Genomic DNA, 18,531 nt, shown 5'->3' with positions numbered 1-18,531 from the left:
ATGGTTAAGAAGTAACTTCTACTAATTTATTTCTATAAGCAGTTAATAATTTAGATTTAGAGATAAAACCTTTATAAATACCATCTTTTACAACAGGTAAATTCCAAGCACCACTTACTTTAAATTTTTTCATTACTTTTTCTACTGAATCTGTTTCGTGAATAATTTCTGGTGCTGCTTTCATAAAAGAATTAATGGTAACACTTTTGTACATTTCTGTATCAAACATTACAGGTCTAATATCATCTAACAGTACAATTCCTAAAAATTGTTTTTTTTCGTTAAGAACAGGAAAAATATTTCTTTTAGATTTTGCTACTGCTTTTTTTAGCATTTCACCCAATAACATTTCTGGATTTACAGCTTTAAAATTAGTTTCAATCAAACTATCAATTTGCATCATCATCATTACATTTTTATCTTTATTATGTGTAATGAGTTCTCCTCTTTGTGCCAATTTATAAGTGTAAATAGAGTTAGAAACAAAGTGTTTTGTAATAGAGAAAGAGATTGCTGCTACTAACATTAAGGGTACAAATAAATCATAACCTCCTGTAATTTCTGCAATTAAAAAGATAGCTGTAAGTGGCGCATGTAAAACACCTGCCATTAATCCGGTCATTCCTATTAAGGTAAAATTAGCTTCAGATACATGGAAACCTAAACCCATATTATTAATTATTTTACCAAATGCATTTCCTAATGCACTTCCCATCACTAGCGTAGGAATAAAGATTCCTCCAACTCCACCAGCAGCAAAAGTAGTACTCATAGCAATGGCTTTAAAAAAGGTAATTAATAATAATAGAGTAATTACAATCCAAATATTTTCATGGTCAAAAGAAAAAGGAGTATTTCCAATAGCGGCAATATGATTTCCTTTTAATAAATTATTAATTAATCCATAACCCTCACCATATAAAGAAGGCATTAAATAAAGAATAAAAGCAATTATGATACTTCCAAAAATAAATCGAACAAAACGTTTTTCAAATTGATAAAAAAACTTCCTTATCGCAAAATACACAACAGAAAAATACACAGAAACAATTCCCGTAAAAACTGCAAAAATAGCGTAAAAACCGATTTCACTTATTTCGAATTTATCATTTAATTCAAAACCTAATAGAACATCAGAACCTAAAAAAAGATAAGAAGTTACAATAGCAGAAACAGACGCTAATAATAAAGGAATTAATGAAACAAATGCAATATCTAAACTAAAAACTTCTAAAGCAAAAACAATACCTGCAATTGGTGCTTTAAACATAGAAGACATAGCGCCTGCAGTTGCACAACCAATTAAAAGCATTCTTGTTTTTGTACTCATATGAAACAACCTAGAAGTATAAGATGCTAAAGCTGTACCTGCACTAACAGCTGGACCTTGTAATCCAACAGAACCACCAAAACCAACAGTTATTGGTGCAGTTAGCAAAGAAGCATACATGTTGTATTTTGGTATAATTCCTTTTTTCTTAGAAATTGCATAAAGAGTTGTGGAAATTCCATGACCAATATGTTTTTTTAACCATGTTTTTTTTATGATCACCACAATAAGCAAACCAATTATCGGAAAAATAAAATAGTAAGAACTTTTAGAGTCTTCTAAAAAGTCTACAGATAAAAGTAATTGAATATAGTGTGTAAAGTTTTTTAAGAAAACGGTTCCTAATCCTGCTAAAAAACCAACTAAAACACTTAGTATATATACAAATTGACGTTCAGAAATATGTTTATATCTCCAAATTAATATTTTTCTAAATATTTTTTTCCTAGATGGCATTATTGTTTTGTATATAAGATATCAGTTCCTAAATAACCATTGTCTTTATTATAATACCAAGCTCTATTTTTTGGCATTTTTATATCATTAATCGTTTCTAAACCTGATAATAAAATATATTCTCCACTATCTTTTGCTTCTTTAAAAAACTGATACACTTCCATCGCATAGGTTTTAGGATTAAAATAAAAGTACCAAGTATCTTTACCAACTTCTTTATTATAAGTAACTTCTAAAACTAAATAATCTTTTCCTTTAAATTTCTTTTTTTCAACTTTTGGATGAATAATTGTTCCTTCATCTTTCAATTTCATAGGTAAACCATACAAGAATGTGTAATAATTTTTATACAAATTTGCAAGTTCACAACTTAAATTGTGTTTCTTTTTAATTTCTTCGGATGGATTTGTATTTCCATTTATAGCAATACTACAAACTCCTTTATGAATTGTATATTCTGTTATAATTGTATCTCTACTTGCTTTTACAGAAAAGTATTCTTTGGGTAAATTAATATTGATTTTACTTTTTCTTGCAGACTTTTCAGGAATTTCCATGGTTACAAAAAGCTCTCCTTCAAAAGTTGACCAATTATTATTTGGATCATGAAATTGAATTGATTTTTCTAATAATTGATCACCTGTGACTTCTTGTGAGAAAGAGATTGTTGATGTGAAAAGGATTAGAAGTGTTGTTAGGTTTTTCATAATGTAAATCTAATGATAAATTGAATAAGTTAGTTCTTGAAAAAAAGCTCTAAAATCGTCTCTCATCCTATCAATATCTGCTTCAGTTGCATTGAACCTTCTCATATGAGCACTTAAATCACCATATTCTTTTAATTTAGGTAAAGTTCTGTTTGTTACTCTTGATCTATATTTTTTTAATGGTTGTTCATTTTGAAATATGACTATAAGTTTTTTCAGCATGAAATAATTATCTTCATTATCTCTTATTTTATCTTCTATTTGCTCTTTTTCAAAAAGTTCAATGATTAAAGTTTCAGTAATTTTTCTTAATAATATTAAACAAGCATCAAAAGCTTTATATTTATAACAAGTATTTACCTGAATTGCATTTTTTTTTAAATAGTGTTTAGTATTGTCAAAAATTTCAATTGGTAATAATTCAATATTGTTTTCTACTTTTTCTTTTATTATTATTTTCTTTGTATTGTTTTTTGACAAAGATTCTAAATATTTTATGAATTCAAGAATAGCCTCGACTTCTCCAGCTCTATCAGTTTTAATGAAAGTATTAAAGTATTTTCTATCTCCAGAAACCAATTTATTATAAGTATTATATATTGTATCTTTTAGATCTCCTAAATTACTAAAATTATAAGTTGGTTTTGTTTCAATAATACTTTTATATTTTTTTATCTGTCTTTTTAAATAAGTTTGTTTATTGACCGATTTTTTTGAAATAGAAATAAATTCATTTGTTAATTTCAAGTAATAGAATTTTTTGAAAAAACTTATAAAAACTTCATTGTTATTTTCTATTTGAATATTACAAAACGTATCAAAAAACCTAAAATTCTTATCCTTTAAATACTCTTTTACCCAAAATTCAATTTTTTCTGAATCTTGTTTTAGATTTAAGAATTTATTAAAAAAAGAAGGTAATTTATTAATAAAATCATCAGTAGAATCTTGAGAGTTACTAATTAGATTACACCAAATTTTAATTAAATTATCATCAAAATTATTGAGCCAAGATTGATAAAAAATAAAATCATAGGCTGATTTTCCATACTGTTCTTTTTGATTACAGTAATATTCTACTATTTTTTCATTTAAAATACCTTGTTCTATTTTAGGTATTATTATTTTATTATCTTTAAAATCTATTGTTCTAATAAATTTTAAATCATTATAATTTCTTTCTTCACCTTCATATAAATATTTTCTATTTTCCTTTGGAATTGAAATATTTTTAATATGGTAATTATATTCTAAAGCTTTTTTAAATATTTCTGGTTTTAATATTAATAGATCTTTATCAATACCTTTTTTTATTTCAAATAATAACTCTTTTACAATTATTTCTTTATGAATTTCAAGGCAAAAATTCATCAAATCATTTGGCGATTTTCCTCTAAAAAAAGTTCCAGGTTCTAATTTAGGGCTGTTAGAGTTCCAATCATTAATAAAGTTTTTTATTTCTTTTTTCATAACTTAAAAGTAACAAAAAATCCCATTCAAAATTTAGAACGGGATTTATATATTTTATAAGAAGCTGAAACAAGTTCAGCCTGAAGATTTATGCTTGAATATCTAATTTCAAGCTCAATTCTTTTAATTGCTCATCATCTATAAATGCAGGAGCGTCTATCATAACATCTCGTCCAGAATTATTTTTAGGAAAAGCAATAAAATCACGGATTGTTTCTTGTCCGCCTAAAATAGCAACCAATCTGTCCAAACCAAAAGCCAAACCTCCATGAGGTGGCGCTCCATATTCAAAAGCATCCATTAAGAAACCAAATTGAGCTTTGGCATCTTCTTCAGAAAAGCCTAAATGCTTTAACATGGTTGCTTGTATTTGTTTATCGTGAATACGAATTGATCCTCCACCAATTTCGTTTCCGTTTAAAACTAAATCATACGCATTTGCTTTAACATCTCCAGGGTTTGTATCTAATAATTCTAATTGACCAGGTTTTGGTGATGTAAATGGATGGTGCATTGCATGATAATGACCAGTTTCTTCATCTAACTCTAATAAAGGGAAATCTATTACCCAAAGAGGTGCAAATACTTTAGGATCTCTTAATCCTAAACGTTCTGCTAATTCCATTCTTAAAGCAGACATTTGCGTTCTAACTTTATTGGTTTCACCAGATAAAACGCACACTAAATCTCCAGGTTTTGCACCTGTTACTTCAGCCCATTTTGCTAAATCTTCTTGATCATAGAATTTATCTACAGAAGATTTAAAAGATCCATCTTCGTTTACACGAGCATAAATCATTCCTAAAGCACCAACTTGTGGTCTTTTAACCCACTTTATAATATTGTCTATTTCTTTTCTTGTGTATGCATTTCCACCAGGAACAGCAATACCAATTACCAATTCTGCAGAGTTAAAAACTCCAAAATCTTTGTGTTGAGTAACCGCATTTAACTCGCCAAATTCCATTCCGAATCTGATGTCTGGTTTGTCATTTCCATACAAACGCATTGCATCATCATATAACATTCTTGGGAATTTCTCCACTTCAACATTATTTACTTCTTTTAGTAAATGACGTGTTAATCCTTCAAAAATATTTAAAATATCTTCTTGTTCCACAAACGCCATTTCACAGTCAATTTGTGTAAACTCTGGTTGTCTGTCTGCACGTAAATCTTCATCTCTAAAACATTTTACAATCTGAAAATATTTATCCATTCCACCAACCATTAATAGCTGCTTAAATGTTTGTGGAGATTGAGGTAACGCGTAAAACTGACCTTCATTCATTCTACTAGGTACAACAAAATCTCTTGCGCCTTCTGGTGTAGATTTTATTAAATATGGAGTTTCAACTTCAATAAATTCTTGATCAGACAAGTATTTACGAACTTCCATTGCTACTTTATGACGAAAAATTAAACTGTCTTTTACAGGATTTCTTCTAATATCAAGATATCTGTATTTCATTCTAATATCTTCTCCACCATCAGTTTCATCTTCAATAGTAAAAGGAGGCGTAACAGATGCGTTTAAAATTTCTAATTTAGAAACCAATACTTCAATAGCTCCAGTAGACATTTTAGAATTCTTAGATTCTCTGTCAATTACAGTACCAGTAACTTGTATCACAAATTCTCTACCAAGAGATTTTGCTTTTTCCATCATTTCTTTTGGTGTACGTTCTTCGTCAAAAATTAACTGAGTAATTCCATATCTGTCTCGTAAATCTAACCAAACCATAAAACCTTTATCACGGCTTTTTTGTACCCAACCAGCTAAGGTTACTTCTGTATTTATATGCGATGCTCTTAACTCGCCACAAGAATGACTTCTATACATTTCTTTTCTTTTAATTAGGTGCAAAATTAAACATTTTCTATTTAATATGGGTTTTTTGGGCGTTCATTTCTTCTCAGAAATGCCCCGCTTTTCGCACTCGCTTTTTTTTATCAAAAAAGAGCTCAAACAATTGCTTCAATCGGTAACGCAGAATCCGTCCAATTCTTTGTAAATTTGTATTTATGAGCGTAATTAATATTCAAGAAAAATTGAAGTTGTTTTCAGATTTATGGTCTCCAAAAAAGATTGGCGAATTAAACGGACAACAAATTTTATTAGCAAAACTAAAAGGAGAGTTCGTTTTTCACAAACACGATAACGAAGATGAACTTTTTATGGTGATAAAAGGTACTTTAGATATTGAATTACGAGATAAAACAATTACTTTAAACAAAGGCGAATTTTATGTTGTGCCAAAAGGAATAGAACATAAACCAATAGCAAAAGAAGAAGTGCATGTTTTATTATTTGAACCTTTAAGTATAAAACATACTGGAGATATCATTGCAGATATTACAGTAGAAACTTACGAAAGTATTTAAAATTATGAGTAAATTATATTTAGTACCTACACCAATTGGTAATTTAGAAGACATGACTTTTAGAGCAATTCGTGTTTTAAAAGAAGTCGATTTTATTTTAGCAGAAGATACACGTACAAGTGGAAAACTCTTAAAACATTTCGAAATTTCTACACAAATGCACAGTCATCACATGCATAACGAACATAAGTCTGTAAAAGGAATTGTGCAAAGAATACAAAATGGAGAAACTTGTGCTTTAATTTCTGATGCAGGAACTCCTGCAATTTCAGATCCTGGTTTTTTGTTGACAAGAGCTTGTGTAGAAAACAATATTGATGTGGAGTGTTTACCTGGTGCAACTGCATTTGTACCAGCATTAGTAAACTCTGGTTTGCCAAATGATAAGTTTGTTTTTGAAGGTTTTTTACCCGTTAAAAAAGGAAGACAAACACGTTTAAAATTGCTTGCTGAAGAAAAAAGAACCATGATTTTTTACGAATCTCCCCATAAATTAGAAAAAACATTAGGGCATTTTATAGAATATTTTGGTGCAGAAAGACAAGTTTCTGTTTCTAGAGAATTAACAAAAATGTTTGAAGAAACAATTAGAGGAACTGCTACAGAAGTTTTAGCGCATTATACTGCAAAACCACCAAAAGGAGAAATTGTTGTGATTGTAGAAGGGAAGAAATAATTAAAATAAAATATTGCTATGTATTTTACATTTTCAAAAAAAGATTCAATTAAGGAAATAGTAACTGAAGGTAAATTCAGTTATAAGTGGGACTTTCCATTATTTGAAGGAAAAGAATATTATTGTTTAGGAGATTTTAAAAAAATAAACCTTTTCATTGGTTCAAATAATAGTGGTAAAAGTAGGTTTTTAAGGTCGATAATTAAATCTAATAGTATAAAAGGAATAGAATTTTCAAAAAAAATGTTTTCGATAAATCAAAAAATAGAATTTTCAAAAAGTAAGAGGGAAAAAGTTTATGGTTCGACTAACAATACTTTACAAAATTATCTTTTTAGATTGGATCAAAAAACACCTAATAATATATATAATGAAACATTAGCAGGTAATGTTTTTCAAGAAAACTTAATAAAATCTATAGAAGATGATATCTTAAAATTAAAAAACGATATTTATGTTGGGAATGATTACAAGAGCATGTTTAAAGAGATTACTAATGAGTTAATAGAGATACTTAATGAATCTATTTATATTAGAGATATTATTCCACTAGAAAAAAAATATATACCAATTTTAAGAAGCTTACATGAAAGTGAGTTTTTAAGAAACGGTAAAATAAAAGAGACAATTAAGAAAAATTATCAAATAGATAAAGCTGTTTATACAGGATTAGAAATTCATAAAAATGTTCATGATTTAAAAACTTCTGGTATAAAAAATCGTGGTAAAATAAAAAAGTTTGAAAATTTTCTTTCTAATAATTTTTTTAATAATAAGACTATCGAAATTACTGCAAATCCAAGTAATAATGAATTGCTCTTTTCAATAGATGGAGAAGAATACCCTGTTCATAATTTGGGTGATGGAATACAATCACTAATAATTTTACTTTTTCCAATTTACACAGCGGATAAAAATGATTGGATTTTTATTGAAGAACCAGAAATGAATTTACACCCTGGTTTACAACGTGTATTTATTGAAACATTATTAAATGATGAATATTTAAATTCAAAGAAATTAATATATTTCTTTACAACCCATTCAAATCATTTTCTTGACACATCAATTCAAAGTGATAATATCTCTATATTTCAATTTGAAAAACAAGAAGACAATACTTTTTTTATAAAAAATAATATAAAACCAGATAAGGAAGTTTTAGATATTTTAGGAGTCAATACTTCTTCTGTTTTTTTAGCAAATACTTCTCTTTGGATAGAAGGTCCAACAGATAGAAAATATATTTCTAAATTTTTAAAATTGTATTGTAATCATAAAGGCTTACAACCATTAAAAGAAGATATCGATTTTGCTTTTTTTGAATATGGAGGAAACTTAATAGAGCATTATCTTTTTGATGAAAAAGAAGAATTTGATGAAGAAGAAGTAAGAGAGAAGATTAACACATTTGCTTTATCAAGTAAAACTTTTCTTTTAGCAGATAATGATAATGTAAAAAAAGGCACAAAAAAAGATTCAAGAAGAATTGCTTTAAACAAATTATCAGATGATAATGATAATTTTACTTATCAAAATACTGTCGTAACTGAAATAGAAAATCTTTTACCAAAAAAAGTAGTTCAAGATTTTATGTCTGAATTATTAAAATCAGAAAGTAATATTCTAAAAGCAAAAAAAGGAAGGTTTGATAGAAAAGAATATAAAAATATTGGATTAGGTAAGTTTTACGAAACTTTTTTTAAGAATAAAAAAATACCTCAAAAAGATTGTAGAGCTTTTAAAGCAGAATCTGGTACTTTAAAAAATGACTATAAAATTAAGTTAGCATCTTTTGTTGTAGATTCTGAATATACATATTCAGATTTAATAGAAGATAATAAAGAACTTAAAACTATAATAGAAAACTTATATAATTTCATTAGAAAATAAAAAAATGACAATCGAACAATTCAACAATAAACTAAAATCAAAATAAATAGAAATAAAAATCCCAATAAATAGAAAAACTAGTTATTGGGATTTTGATTTTTGTAACCTTAGTTTATTACATTTTTTTAGTAGTAATTATAATCACACCATTAGGAGCATCGTATTTTTTTATTGCTTTATCTCCTTTTAAAACTTCCATTTTATCAATTTTATCAGGACTTATTTTATCAAGCATTTTTCTGTCTGTAACTTTACCATCAACAATAATTAATGGTGCTTTTTTATCATCAAAAACTTTATTCTTTGCTTTAATTTTTATTTTGGAATTTGATGTAATATCCAAATCTTTTGTTTTAATCAAAATAACTCCATTTGGTGCATTGTATTTTTTTATGGCTTGTTCTCCTTTTAAAACATTAACAGATGCTATTTTACTTTGATCTATTAATTCCATAGGGAAATTAAATATTTCACCATCTACATAAATAAGTGGTTTTGCTCCATCTTTTAATTCGATATGGATTTTTTCATTTGTCTCTTTTTTAACTTTTTGAGCGTTAATAATTGTTGTTGAAAACAACATTGTAAAAGCAATTAATAGTATTTTGTTCATTTTTTTTTATTTAAGGTTTATTTTTAATTCTAGTTTATTCTATTTTGGTATAGACAATTAATAAATCGTTTTCTACCAAAACACTGTATGCTGGTTTCGATTTATCAAACTCTAAAAACATGCTTTTAGCTTCTTTTAGTAAAGCTTCTTTTTCGTTATTACTAAGTTGATTTTTATTAAAATTATTAATTAAAAGCGCGCTAATTAAAACGATAGAAGCTGCTGCAGAAATAAAAAATGTTTTTAATTTTTTGTTTTTATTTGTTCTTTTTTCAAAAGAAGTCCATAAATCTTTATTAAGATTTTTGGGAGCAATTTTTTTTTGTTGTTTAACAAAAGCAGCAATCGATTTTATTTCAGTTTCTGATTCACCAACATTTTCAAATAAAAACGCTTCTTCTTGTAAAGAACTTTTACCTGCTTTGTATTTTTTAATGATGTTATTAATATGTTCCTCGTTCATAATCGTAATTTTTTTCTAAAGCAATACCAATTTGTTTTCTTGCTCTAGAGAGTAAAACTCTAACATGTTCTATTTTAATTTCCATAGCTGCAGCTATTTCAGAAAATTCATAACCATCAACATCTCTCATCAAAAAAACTTCTTTTTGTTGTTCTGGTATATTTTTTAGAATCTTTAAAATGATGTTATTTAATTCTTTCCATTCTAAATCAGAATTTTGTTTTGTGTTTTTTAAAACTCGTAATTCATTTGTAGAGTCTTCTAAAACTCTTGTTTTTTTTCTTAAAATATCTAAACAATAATTACGAGCCGTTAAAATTACAAGGCCATTAATATTTGGATGTTGCTCTAACTGACTACGTTTATTCCATAATTTTATCATTATTTCTTGAATTGCATCTTCTGCATTGGCATTATTTCCTAATAAACGAGCTACCATTGGAAATAGCCTTTCAGATAATGAAAATACATTAAGTTTAAAGTCTTGTTTGGTCATTCTATTTTAATAACGTAAAAGTTGATAGATTTATAACAGAAAATTTAATATTTAATTTAAAATTCAAATAATTTGTGTCTTCTAAATAGTATTTTTGAAATTTATAAAATTAAATCATGTCAATCCAAGAATTCAAAAACAAACTAAAAGCGAATCCAACAGAAATTAACTTTGCAGAAACTATGCAAGTTATTGAGGATAATTACAATTTTACGCCAACTGCTTTTACAAACGGAGAAATAAAAAATGAAGTAGGAGAAAATTCTGGTTCGTGTAAACTATTTGCTTTTGCTGTACATCAACAATTAACAAAAGAAGAAGCTTTATCTTGTTTTGGAGAACATTATAAAAATGTGTTAGAAGACGTTAATGGAACTTCTCATCAGAATATAAGAAATTTTATGAATTCTGGTTTCGAAGGTTTGTCTTTTAAAGGTGAAGCTCTAGAATTAAAGAGTTAGTATAAAAGAATATATTTTAATAAAAAAACCTCATTTAAAAAAATGAGGTTTTTATGTTTTTACAATTTTTTAATACTTAGATCCATCGTGTTTACCAACTTCAAAACCATGTTTTCCTAAATACTGATTTCCGCTATCAATAGCATCTTCTTCTAAAGTTGTTCCCATAGAATCATTCCAACGATTTAAGTATCCAAAGAGAGAAATTACACCTAACATTTCTACAATTTCTCCTTCACCCCAATATTTATAAAGTTCTTCTTTAATTTCTGCATTTACAGCATTTGGCACCATAGAAGCAGCCAAAGAAAAATCTAAAGCAGCTCTTTCTGCATCAGAAAAAGCAGGATGCGTTTTGTATTCCCAAATATTATCTAATTGTTCTTGTTCTGCTCCATAACGTTCTGCAGCTCTAATTGCATGCGCCTGACAATATCTACAACCAGTTGCATTACTAGAAACCCAAGCAATCATTCTTTTTAAAGCTGAGGTTACTTTACCTTCATTTGCCATTACAGCTTTATTTAAATTGATAAAAGCTTTAGAAATTGCAGGTCTACGTTGCATTGTTAAAACAGAATTAGGACAAAAACCTAAAGTTTCATTAAAAAATTCTGCTAATTTTTTAGTCTCTAAATCATGTTCTGCTTCTAGAGGTGTTACTAATGCCATATTTTATGATTTTATATTTATAATGAGTTTTATTTTTTTATAACTTTACGATAAATATAATCCAAATAATGGAAATTAAACTACATTCTTTCAATCTTGAGTTAAAACATACTTTTACTATTTCTAGAGAATCTCACGATTTTCAACCTTCATTAATTGTAGAATTAATTTCTGATGGAATTTCAGGTTTTGGTGAAGCGACTTCTAATCCATATTATAACATTACAGTAGATAAAATGATGCAACTTATTTTAGATAATAAATCTGAAATAGCAGCTTTATCAGAAGAAGAACCAACCGTTTTTTGGAAAAAATTACAGCCTATTTTTAAAGACAATATGTTTGCATTATGTGCATTAGATATGGCTTTTAATGATTTAAATGCTCGTAAAAAAGGAAAGAAATTATATGAAGTTTGGGATTTAAAGGTTGATAAAAACCCGATGACAGATTATACCATTGGAATTGATACTGTTGAGAAAATGGTTGCTAAAATGAAAGAACTTCCTTGGCCAATTTATAAGATTAAATTAGGAACTAAAAATGATATAGAAATAGTAACTGAACTTAGAAAACATACAAATGCTATTTTTAGAATTGATGCAAATTGCGGATGGACAGCAGATGAAGCTATAGAAAATTCATTTAAATTAAAAGAATTAGGTGTAGAGTTTTTAGAACAACCTTTAAAAGCAAATGACATTGAAGGAGCTAAAAAACTGTTCGAAAATTCTGCATTACCAATAATTGCAGATGAAAGTTGTATTGTAGAAAGTGATGTAGAAAAATGTGCTGGTTTGTTTCATGGAGTTAATGTAAAACTAACAAAATGTGGAGGCGTAACTCCAGGAAAAAGAATGTTAGAAAAAGCAAAATCTTTAGGCATGAAAACAATGGTAGGTTGTATGACAGAATCTTCTGTAGGTATTTCTGCAATTGCCCATTTATTACCATTATTAGATTATGTTGATATGGACGGAGGTTTGTTGCTAAAAAATGATATTGCTTTTGGAGTTATCATTAACGATGGAGTTATTTCTTATTCAGAAAAAAACGGAACAGGAGTATCATTGCAATAAAATATGCAGATAAATAAAGTTCCAAATACTACAATACAAATAAATGGAAAAGAGCATTTGTATTTTAGTGGAACCTCATATTTAGGAGTTGCTAGTTTACCTGATTTTCAAGATATAATTTTCGAGAATATAAAAAAATGGGGGAGTTCTTATGGAAGTTCTAGAAATGCAAATATTAAATTAGATGTTTACGAAAGAGCAGAAAAATATCTATCTAATTTTTTAAATACAGAAGATTGTGTTTCAGTCTCTTCTGGTACTTTTGCGGGCTTAATAACTTTAAATGCTCTAGAAAATATAGTAGATTCTTTTTTCTATATGCCAAAAACACATCCTGCAATTTTACCAAACAATGCACAACCTGTTTTTGAAAAGAATAAAGTTTGTCAACAACTTTTAGAAACTAAAAATAAAACAATTTGTATTGTTGCAGATGCTATTGCAGCATTAGAAACAACACCTTTTAATTTTGATTTTATACATCAGATTGCAAAAGAAAATAATATTTATTTATTGATAGATGAATCTCACAGCTTAGGAGTTTTAGGTGATAAAGGAAATGGTGTTGCATTCAATTTACAACTAAAAAATAATATAGAAATTATAAAAGTTTCTTCTTTAGGAAAAGCTCTTGGAGTTAATGGAGGTTTTATTGCTGGAAAAAAAGATTTCATCAATTTAATAAGAGAAAAACCTCTTTTTGTAGGAAGCGCTCCTATGAATCCTGCTTTTTTAGAAACATTGATTAATGCTCAAGATTTGTATGGAAATCAATTAAATAAATTACAAGAAAATTGTAAATATGTTTATGATAAAATACATCATTTAGAGAAAGTGAAAATTTCGAAAAATTATCCAGTTTTTTTCGTTGATGACGAAAATGTTGCTGATTATTTACTTTCTAAAAACATTGTAATTACAAGTTTTTATTATCCAACTTTAAATAATAAAAAAATAAACAGAGTTGTTTTAAATGCAAACCATACTAAAGAGCAATTAAGTTTTTTAATTAAAAAATTAACTCAATAAAAAAGGCTTTAAATATATTAATTTAAAGCCTTTTTTTTAAAAAATATTATTTTATTCCCACCAAACTTTTGTTACAGGAGTTTGTTGATTTGCTTCTACATTATCTTTGTTTCTATTTAATTCAGTAGATGGGTAAGTTGCTCTTCTAAACCATTCACCAGCATAATCAGATGCTGTATCTATCTCTTCTCGTATTTTTAAACCTTTAAAGACATTATCAGAAAAATTATATCTTCTAAAATCTACAAATGTTTCAGGATTTAAAAAATTATGAATATATTTTTCTTTCATAATATGATTTAACATTAATCCTGTTTCACCAACATTTACAGAACCATCTGCAATATAATTTACTCCATCTACACCATACATATTCATACTTGCGCTAATACCATTTATATAAGCTGTATATGCAGTTGTATTAGTTCCGGTGCTTATTGATGTCCCTCCATTTGCTAAAAACGCAGCTTCAGCTTTAATAAACATTGCCTCTGCATAACTAATTAATAATAAAGGTGAATCGATACTTGTATAATAACCATCTGCAACAAACCCTACATTACCATCTGTTACTCCATCTGGTGATAAACCTCCACCTCCACTAACATATCCTTTCCAGTCTGAAGAGCCGTCATTTTGTGCATAAACTGATAACCTTGGGTCTATTGTTAATAATCCACTTTGAAAAGGATAATAATCACCATTCATAGAGCTTACCATCTGACTAGCTATATCATTATGAAAATTCCCAGTATTTCTTGCCAAAACTTCTTGTGAATACCATGGGTTTATATTTTTATCATCATAAAACATTTTAAAATCATCGTCATTTGAAGTAAAACCATTAGCTAATGTAGTTAATACATCATTTGCTGTAAATAGGCCTTTGTTTATAAGGTGTAATTGATAACGTGCTTTAATAGTGTAAGCAGCTCTTTGCCATTTATCTAAATCACCATCATAAATTAAATCTTCATTTCCTAAAAATATTCCTGAATTATCTGTACTTTTTAAATTTGCAATTGCACTGTCTAACAGAGTAAAAATAGAAGTGTAAACTTGTTCTTGTGTGTCAAATTTTGGAAAAAGTATGTCTTGCCCAGAGTTAGCTTCTGAATATGGAATATTATTCCAAGTATCTGTTGCAATTCCTAAATTAATAGCAGTCAAAATATCTGCAACTGCAGCATAATGTATTGCCCCTTTTTCTTCTGCTTTTTCTTTAATTACTTTTATATTAGGTAAAATATATAAATAGACTTGGGACCAAAGACCACTTGCCGTAGTTTCTCCTGAAGCGGTACCTCCTTGTCCTACAAAATTCTGGACATAATTACCAAAAGTTAATTCAGCAGAACGCTGCCCTTCCATGGTGCTATGAATAATTGGCGCTAATAAATCATTAATTCTTAATTCTTCTACATCAGCTGTAGCTGATGGGGTATTTACATCAAAATAAGAGTCATTACAAGCCGTAGCAACTATTATTAATGCTATTATTATTGTTGTTTTTACTATAAGTTTTTTCATCATTATTTTTTTTTAAAATCCTAATTTAATTCCTAATGAATAACTTTCACTTATTGGTGTACTTAAACCAGTAAAGCCATATACGTTAGATCCAGCACTATACTGGCTTCCTTCAGGGTCATAACCTTCAAAAGGTGTCCATAATAAAATATTGTTTGCATTAGCAGAAATAGATAAATTACTTATTTTTATCTTATCTAAAACCGATTTTTTTATATTATAGGTCAACCCAATAGTTCTCAATTTTACCCAAGAAGCATCTTGTACTAAGATTTCTGATGCTCTATTGTAGCGAGTAGAACTTCTATAATAATTTTGATCTATAAGAACTTCTTGTGTGTTTGTTATAAAACCTCCATTTCCATCATCCATTACTCCATCTAAAACAGTGTTTACATCTCTAAATTCAGTTACTTTTAAAATACCATTTCTTATAGAGTTTCTTCTTCCAGAGTCATACAAATCACCTCCTTTTTTCCATTCCAATAATAAGTTTAAGCTAAAATCATTAAACGAGAAGTTATTTGAAATAGATGCTATAAAATCAGGAAAAGCATTACCTACTTTAACTCTTTCATCAAGATTTACTCTTGGTAAACCATCACTACCAATGTAACGCTCTCCATTTTCGTAAAGCCATTTATAACCGTATAATGTTCCCATTTTATCTCCATCTCTAATTTCTGATGTAACTCCTGCAAAACCTGAATCGGCAAAAACCAAACTTTCTATATCTTCGGGCAGTGATAAAACTTCTCCTTCGTTGGTAGACCAATTAAGTACAGTTTCCCATTTAAATTTTTCATTTTTTATAATGTCTCCAGAAAGAGAAAGTTCATGTCCAAAAGTTTGAAAATCTCCTGCGTTTCTAACAATACCTGACAGTCCTGTAGAATAAGCAGTTCCAACAGTAAATATTTGATTTTCAATTCTTGTTTTATAGTATGAATAGTCTAATCTAATTCTATTATTTAAAAAACGAAAATCTGCACCTATCTCATAAGATTGGTTACTTTCAGGAATCATATCTGTATCTCCTAATTGTGTGCTTGCTCTATAGCCTCCTGCTCCTCCGAAAGGGAAATCTCCATCAGCAACAAAATAATGACCAACTTGACCAAATGATGGACCTTTACCAACTTCTGCCCAAGATGCTCTTAGTTTACCAAAAGACAAAATTTCACTATCCTTATCAATCAAATCACGAATATCATATGCTAAACTTACTGAAGGGTAGAAAAAAGATCTATTCTTTTTAGGTAAGGTTGATACCCAATCATTTCTTCCTGTTACAGTTAAAAATAATTTATTTTTATAAGCAACTAATAGTTCCCCAAACATACCTACATTTCTTAATTGAGTAATGCTATTTCCAGCAAATGTATTTATAGTATTAGCTATATCATTAATACCTGGTACATTTAAAGTTTCTCCCCTAATAAATGAATAATCTCTTTTAGAGTCTGATATTTGATTACCTAATGTTAAAGTTGTTGAAATATCTTCTGTAAAGTCCTTATTTAATGTTACTAATAAATTTGACTCTAAACCTGTAAAATTAATATTTTGATCTACAATAAACCCCCCCAACTTGTGATCCTGCATCTAACTCTGGAACCATAAAACGATTTCTTTTATCAGAATAATTATCTATTTGAGCAGAATATGTAACATTAATCCAATCTTTTGGAACCCAATTAAAAGTAACATTACCAACCCAACGGTTTACATCATCTTTTAATGGACTTTTTTCTAAGAAATATCTAGGATTATCTATAACGCCAAATGAATAGTTACGTTGTGATCCATCAACATTTTGATAATCATTTATAGGAAAAGTTCCTGAATAATAAGATAAAGAACTAAAAACCGATTTATCTCCTCCATTTGCTCTATTTCCTCCTGCTTTTGTATAAGAAACAGATGAACTAATTTTAAGTTTTTCTGTAGCTTGATAAGAACCTTTCATTCTAACAGTTGTTCTATCATAATCTGTATTTGGTAAAACACCGTCTTCTGAATTATTTCCTAAAGAAAAGAAATAATCTATCTTATCACTTGCTCCACTAATATTAAAATTAATTTGTTTATTGATTCCTGTTCTAAATAAGTCATAAGGACTATAAAACTTATCATTTGTTAAATCGACAACAGTACCGTTTGTTAAAGTCGCAGAGTTATCTGAAAATTTAGGTCCCCAAGAGTAAAACATTGTTCCTCCAAGTCTAGTAAAACCAGTATCTGTATCTGGAGTATATAACCCCCCTAGGTAATCCACTAAACCCCTCCCTATATGTAGTTTGTAATTCTGGGGTTTTTGTTATTTTTCTAAAGGTAGTAGAAGTTGATATTCCTATCTTAGCTTTTCCTTGTTTTCCTTTTTTTGTAGTAATAAGGATTGCTCCATTTGATGCTCTTACACCATATAGAGCTGTTGCTGCAGCTCCTTTTAAAACACTAAAGCTCTCGATGTCTTCAGGGTTAATATCAGAACCTCTATTTGAAAAAGAAAATTGCTCTGAACTACTTGGTGAGTTAGTTCCAGCACTAGGTAAAACATTTCCAGAAAAAGTGTCATTATTTAATGCCAATCCATCAACTATAATTAACGGTTGGTTATTTCTATTTGGATTTACAGAAGTAACACCTCTAATTAAAATATCTAAACCACCTCCAGAAGCACCAGAAGATTGATTAATTTGTACTCCAGCAAAACGACCTTGTAATGCAGAAATAGCACTTGTTTGACCTTTAAGTTCTAAATCTTCTGTTTTTATTTGCTGTACAGCATATCCTAAAGATTTTTCTTTTTTCTTAATACCAAATGAAGTAACAACAACCTCATCCAGTACATCAGTATCTTCAAGAAGGACTATATTTAAGGATAATGAATTAACTAGAACTTCCTTAGTCTTATACCCAAGATAAGAAAATACTAATACATCTCCTTTATTTGCTTTAATAGAATAAACTCCATTAAAATCTGTAGTAGTACCAATATTGGTGCCTTTTAAAAGAACTGTTACACCAGGAAGTTCTCCTGATTCATCAGATACTTTACCACTAATATTCATTTCTTGAGAAAATAACTTTAAAGTTATAACTAAAAAACTGAAAGTAATTACGAGTAGTTTTTTGTTCATAATTTATTTTTTTATTTGATTATAATTTAAAATTACGAAAAAAACAATGATTCTGTGTTTTTGTTGAATTATATATATTGATTCTAAATTAATTTTATTTAATTAGTGGGTGAAATAGGAATTGTAAA

18 protein-coding genes are annotated in these 18,531 nt (G+C 28.1%); 6 read left to right on the top strand and 12 right to left on the bottom strand.

What is annotated here, in order from left to right; genetic code table 11:
* Positions 1-4: 4 nt before the first annotated feature.
* From PHEL85_RS08015 to aspS, 4 genes are all read right to left on the bottom strand, one after another.
* A complete protein-coding gene (locus tag PHEL85_RS08015; RefSeq protein WP_036823669.1) occupies positions 5-1,786 on the bottom strand; it encodes a chloride channel protein in 1,782 nt (593 codons plus the stop codon).
* Entirely contained in the window at positions 1,786-2,493 is a 708-nt protein-coding gene (locus PHEL85_RS08010; RefSeq protein WP_036823667.1) for a DUF6503 family protein, read from the bottom strand. Before PHEL85_RS08010 ends, PHEL85_RS08015 begins: the two co-directional genes overlap by 1 nt.
* Before the next feature lie 9 nt (positions 2,494-2,502).
* Positions 2,503-3,963: a hypothetical protein gene (locus tag PHEL85_RS17330; protein ID WP_052108503.1), complete on the bottom strand. Its 1,461-nt coding sequence runs from the start codon at positions 3,961-3,963 to the stop codon at positions 2,503-2,505.
* Between the two features lie 88 nt (positions 3,964-4,051).
* Positions 4,052-5,806, bottom strand: a complete 1,755-nt coding sequence (gene aspS, locus PHEL85_RS08000) for an aspartate--tRNA ligase (RefSeq protein ID WP_036823665.1) — start codon at positions 5,804-5,806, stop codon at positions 4,052-4,054.
* Between the two features lie 182 nt (positions 5,807-5,988).
* Between aspS and PHEL85_RS07995 the strand changes: the two genes are divergently transcribed.
* The 3 genes from PHEL85_RS07995 to PHEL85_RS07985 are packed head-to-tail and all read left to right on the top strand — an operon-like array spanning position 5,989 to position 8,917.
* Positions 5,989-6,348 (top strand): cupin domain-containing protein, encoded by a 360-nt coding sequence (locus tag PHEL85_RS07995; RefSeq protein WP_036823663.1) that lies wholly within the window; start codon positions 5,989-5,991, stop codon positions 6,346-6,348.
* A gap of 4 nt (positions 6,349-6,352) precedes the next feature.
* Positions 6,353-7,024: a 16S rRNA (cytidine(1402)-2'-O)-methyltransferase gene (gene rsmI / locus PHEL85_RS07990; protein ID WP_036823660.1), complete on the top strand. Its 672-nt coding sequence runs from the start codon at positions 6,353-6,355 to the stop codon at positions 7,022-7,024.
* An 18-nt stretch (positions 7,025-7,042) separates the two neighbouring features.
* Positions 7,043-8,917, top strand: coding sequence for an AAA family ATPase (locus PHEL85_RS07985; protein WP_036823657.1), 1,875 nt, complete (start codon positions 7,043-7,045; stop codon positions 8,915-8,917).
* A 115-nt stretch (positions 8,918-9,032) separates the two neighbouring features.
* Here PHEL85_RS07985 and PHEL85_RS07980 read toward each other — a convergent pair whose 3' ends face one another.
* From PHEL85_RS07980 to PHEL85_RS07970, 3 genes are read right to left on the bottom strand one after another with little or no spacing between them, the layout of a single operon-like run.
* Positions 9,033-9,530, bottom strand: a complete 498-nt coding sequence (locus PHEL85_RS07980) for a hypothetical protein (RefSeq protein ID WP_156109146.1) — start codon at positions 9,528-9,530, stop codon at positions 9,033-9,035.
* A gap of 34 nt (positions 9,531-9,564) precedes the next feature.
* On the bottom strand, positions 9,565-9,993 hold the full coding sequence (locus PHEL85_RS07975; protein ID WP_036823651.1) for a hypothetical protein: 429 nt from the start codon (positions 9,991-9,993) through the stop codon (positions 9,565-9,567).
* Positions 9,974-10,489, bottom strand: coding sequence for an RNA polymerase sigma factor (locus PHEL85_RS07970; RefSeq protein ID WP_036823649.1), 516 nt, complete (start codon positions 10,487-10,489; stop codon positions 9,974-9,976). Before PHEL85_RS07970 ends, PHEL85_RS07975 begins: the two co-directional genes overlap by 20 nt.
* 116 nt (positions 10,490-10,605) lie before the next feature.
* On the opposite strand from PHEL85_RS07970, the gene PHEL85_RS07965 reads away from it, so the two are divergent.
* Positions 10,606-10,950 (top strand): HopJ type III effector protein, encoded by a 345-nt coding sequence (locus tag PHEL85_RS07965; RefSeq protein WP_036823648.1) that lies wholly within the window; start codon positions 10,606-10,608, stop codon positions 10,948-10,950.
* Positions 10,951-11,019: 69 nt separating this feature from the next.
* Here the strand turns inward: PHEL85_RS07965 and PHEL85_RS07960 are convergent, their stop codons facing one another.
* A complete protein-coding gene (locus tag PHEL85_RS07960; RefSeq protein ID WP_036823647.1) occupies positions 11,020-11,622 on the bottom strand; it encodes a carboxymuconolactone decarboxylase family protein in 603 nt (200 codons plus the stop codon).
* 68 nt (positions 11,623-11,690) lie between these two features.
* Here PHEL85_RS07960 and PHEL85_RS07955 point away from each other — a divergent pair, with 68 nt between their 5' ends.
* Together PHEL85_RS07955 and PHEL85_RS07950 are read left to right on the top strand one after the other, a co-directional pair.
* Positions 11,691-12,701 (top strand): dipeptide epimerase, encoded by a 1,011-nt coding sequence (locus tag PHEL85_RS07955; protein WP_036823645.1) that lies wholly within the window; start codon positions 11,691-11,693, stop codon positions 12,699-12,701.
* 3 nt (positions 12,702-12,704) lie between these two features.
* Positions 12,705-13,730, top strand: a complete 1,026-nt coding sequence (locus PHEL85_RS07950; RefSeq protein ID WP_036823643.1) for an aminotransferase class I/II-fold pyridoxal phosphate-dependent enzyme — start codon at positions 12,705-12,707, stop codon at positions 13,728-13,730.
* Positions 13,731-13,781: 51 nt separating this feature from the next.
* On the opposite strand, the gene PHEL85_RS07945 is transcribed toward PHEL85_RS07950, so the two are convergent.
* From PHEL85_RS07945 to PHEL85_RS18105, 4 genes are read right to left on the bottom strand one after another with little or no spacing between them, the layout of a single operon-like run.
* Entirely contained in the window at positions 13,782-15,260 is a 1,479-nt protein-coding gene (locus PHEL85_RS07945; protein ID WP_036823640.1) for a SusD/RagB family nutrient-binding outer membrane lipoprotein, read from the bottom strand.
* 12 nt (positions 15,261-15,272) lie between these two features.
* Positions 15,273-16,865, bottom strand: a complete 1,593-nt coding sequence (locus PHEL85_RS18115; RefSeq protein ID WP_235318250.1) for a TonB-dependent receptor domain-containing protein — start codon at positions 16,863-16,865, stop codon at positions 15,273-15,275.
* Positions 16,819-17,538, bottom strand: coding sequence for a hypothetical protein (locus PHEL85_RS18110; RefSeq protein ID WP_235318249.1), 720 nt, complete (start codon positions 17,536-17,538; stop codon positions 16,819-16,821). The genes PHEL85_RS18115 and PHEL85_RS18110 overlap by 47 nt, the downstream gene beginning before the upstream one ends.
* Positions 17,486-18,403, bottom strand: a complete 918-nt coding sequence (locus PHEL85_RS18105) for a TonB-dependent receptor plug domain-containing protein (protein WP_235318248.1) — start codon at positions 18,401-18,403, stop codon at positions 17,486-17,488. Before PHEL85_RS18105 ends, PHEL85_RS18110 begins: the two co-directional genes overlap by 53 nt.
* Positions 18,404-18,531: the final 128 nt, after the last annotated feature.

This window comes from Polaribacter sp. Hel1_85 (assembly GCF_000766795.1).
Taxonomy (GTDB): Bacteria; Bacteroidota; Bacteroidia; order Flavobacteriales; family Flavobacteriaceae; genus Polaribacter.
The sequence above is the reverse complement of the archived record's forward strand: the minus strand, read 5'-3'. Positions and strand labels throughout refer to the sequence as shown.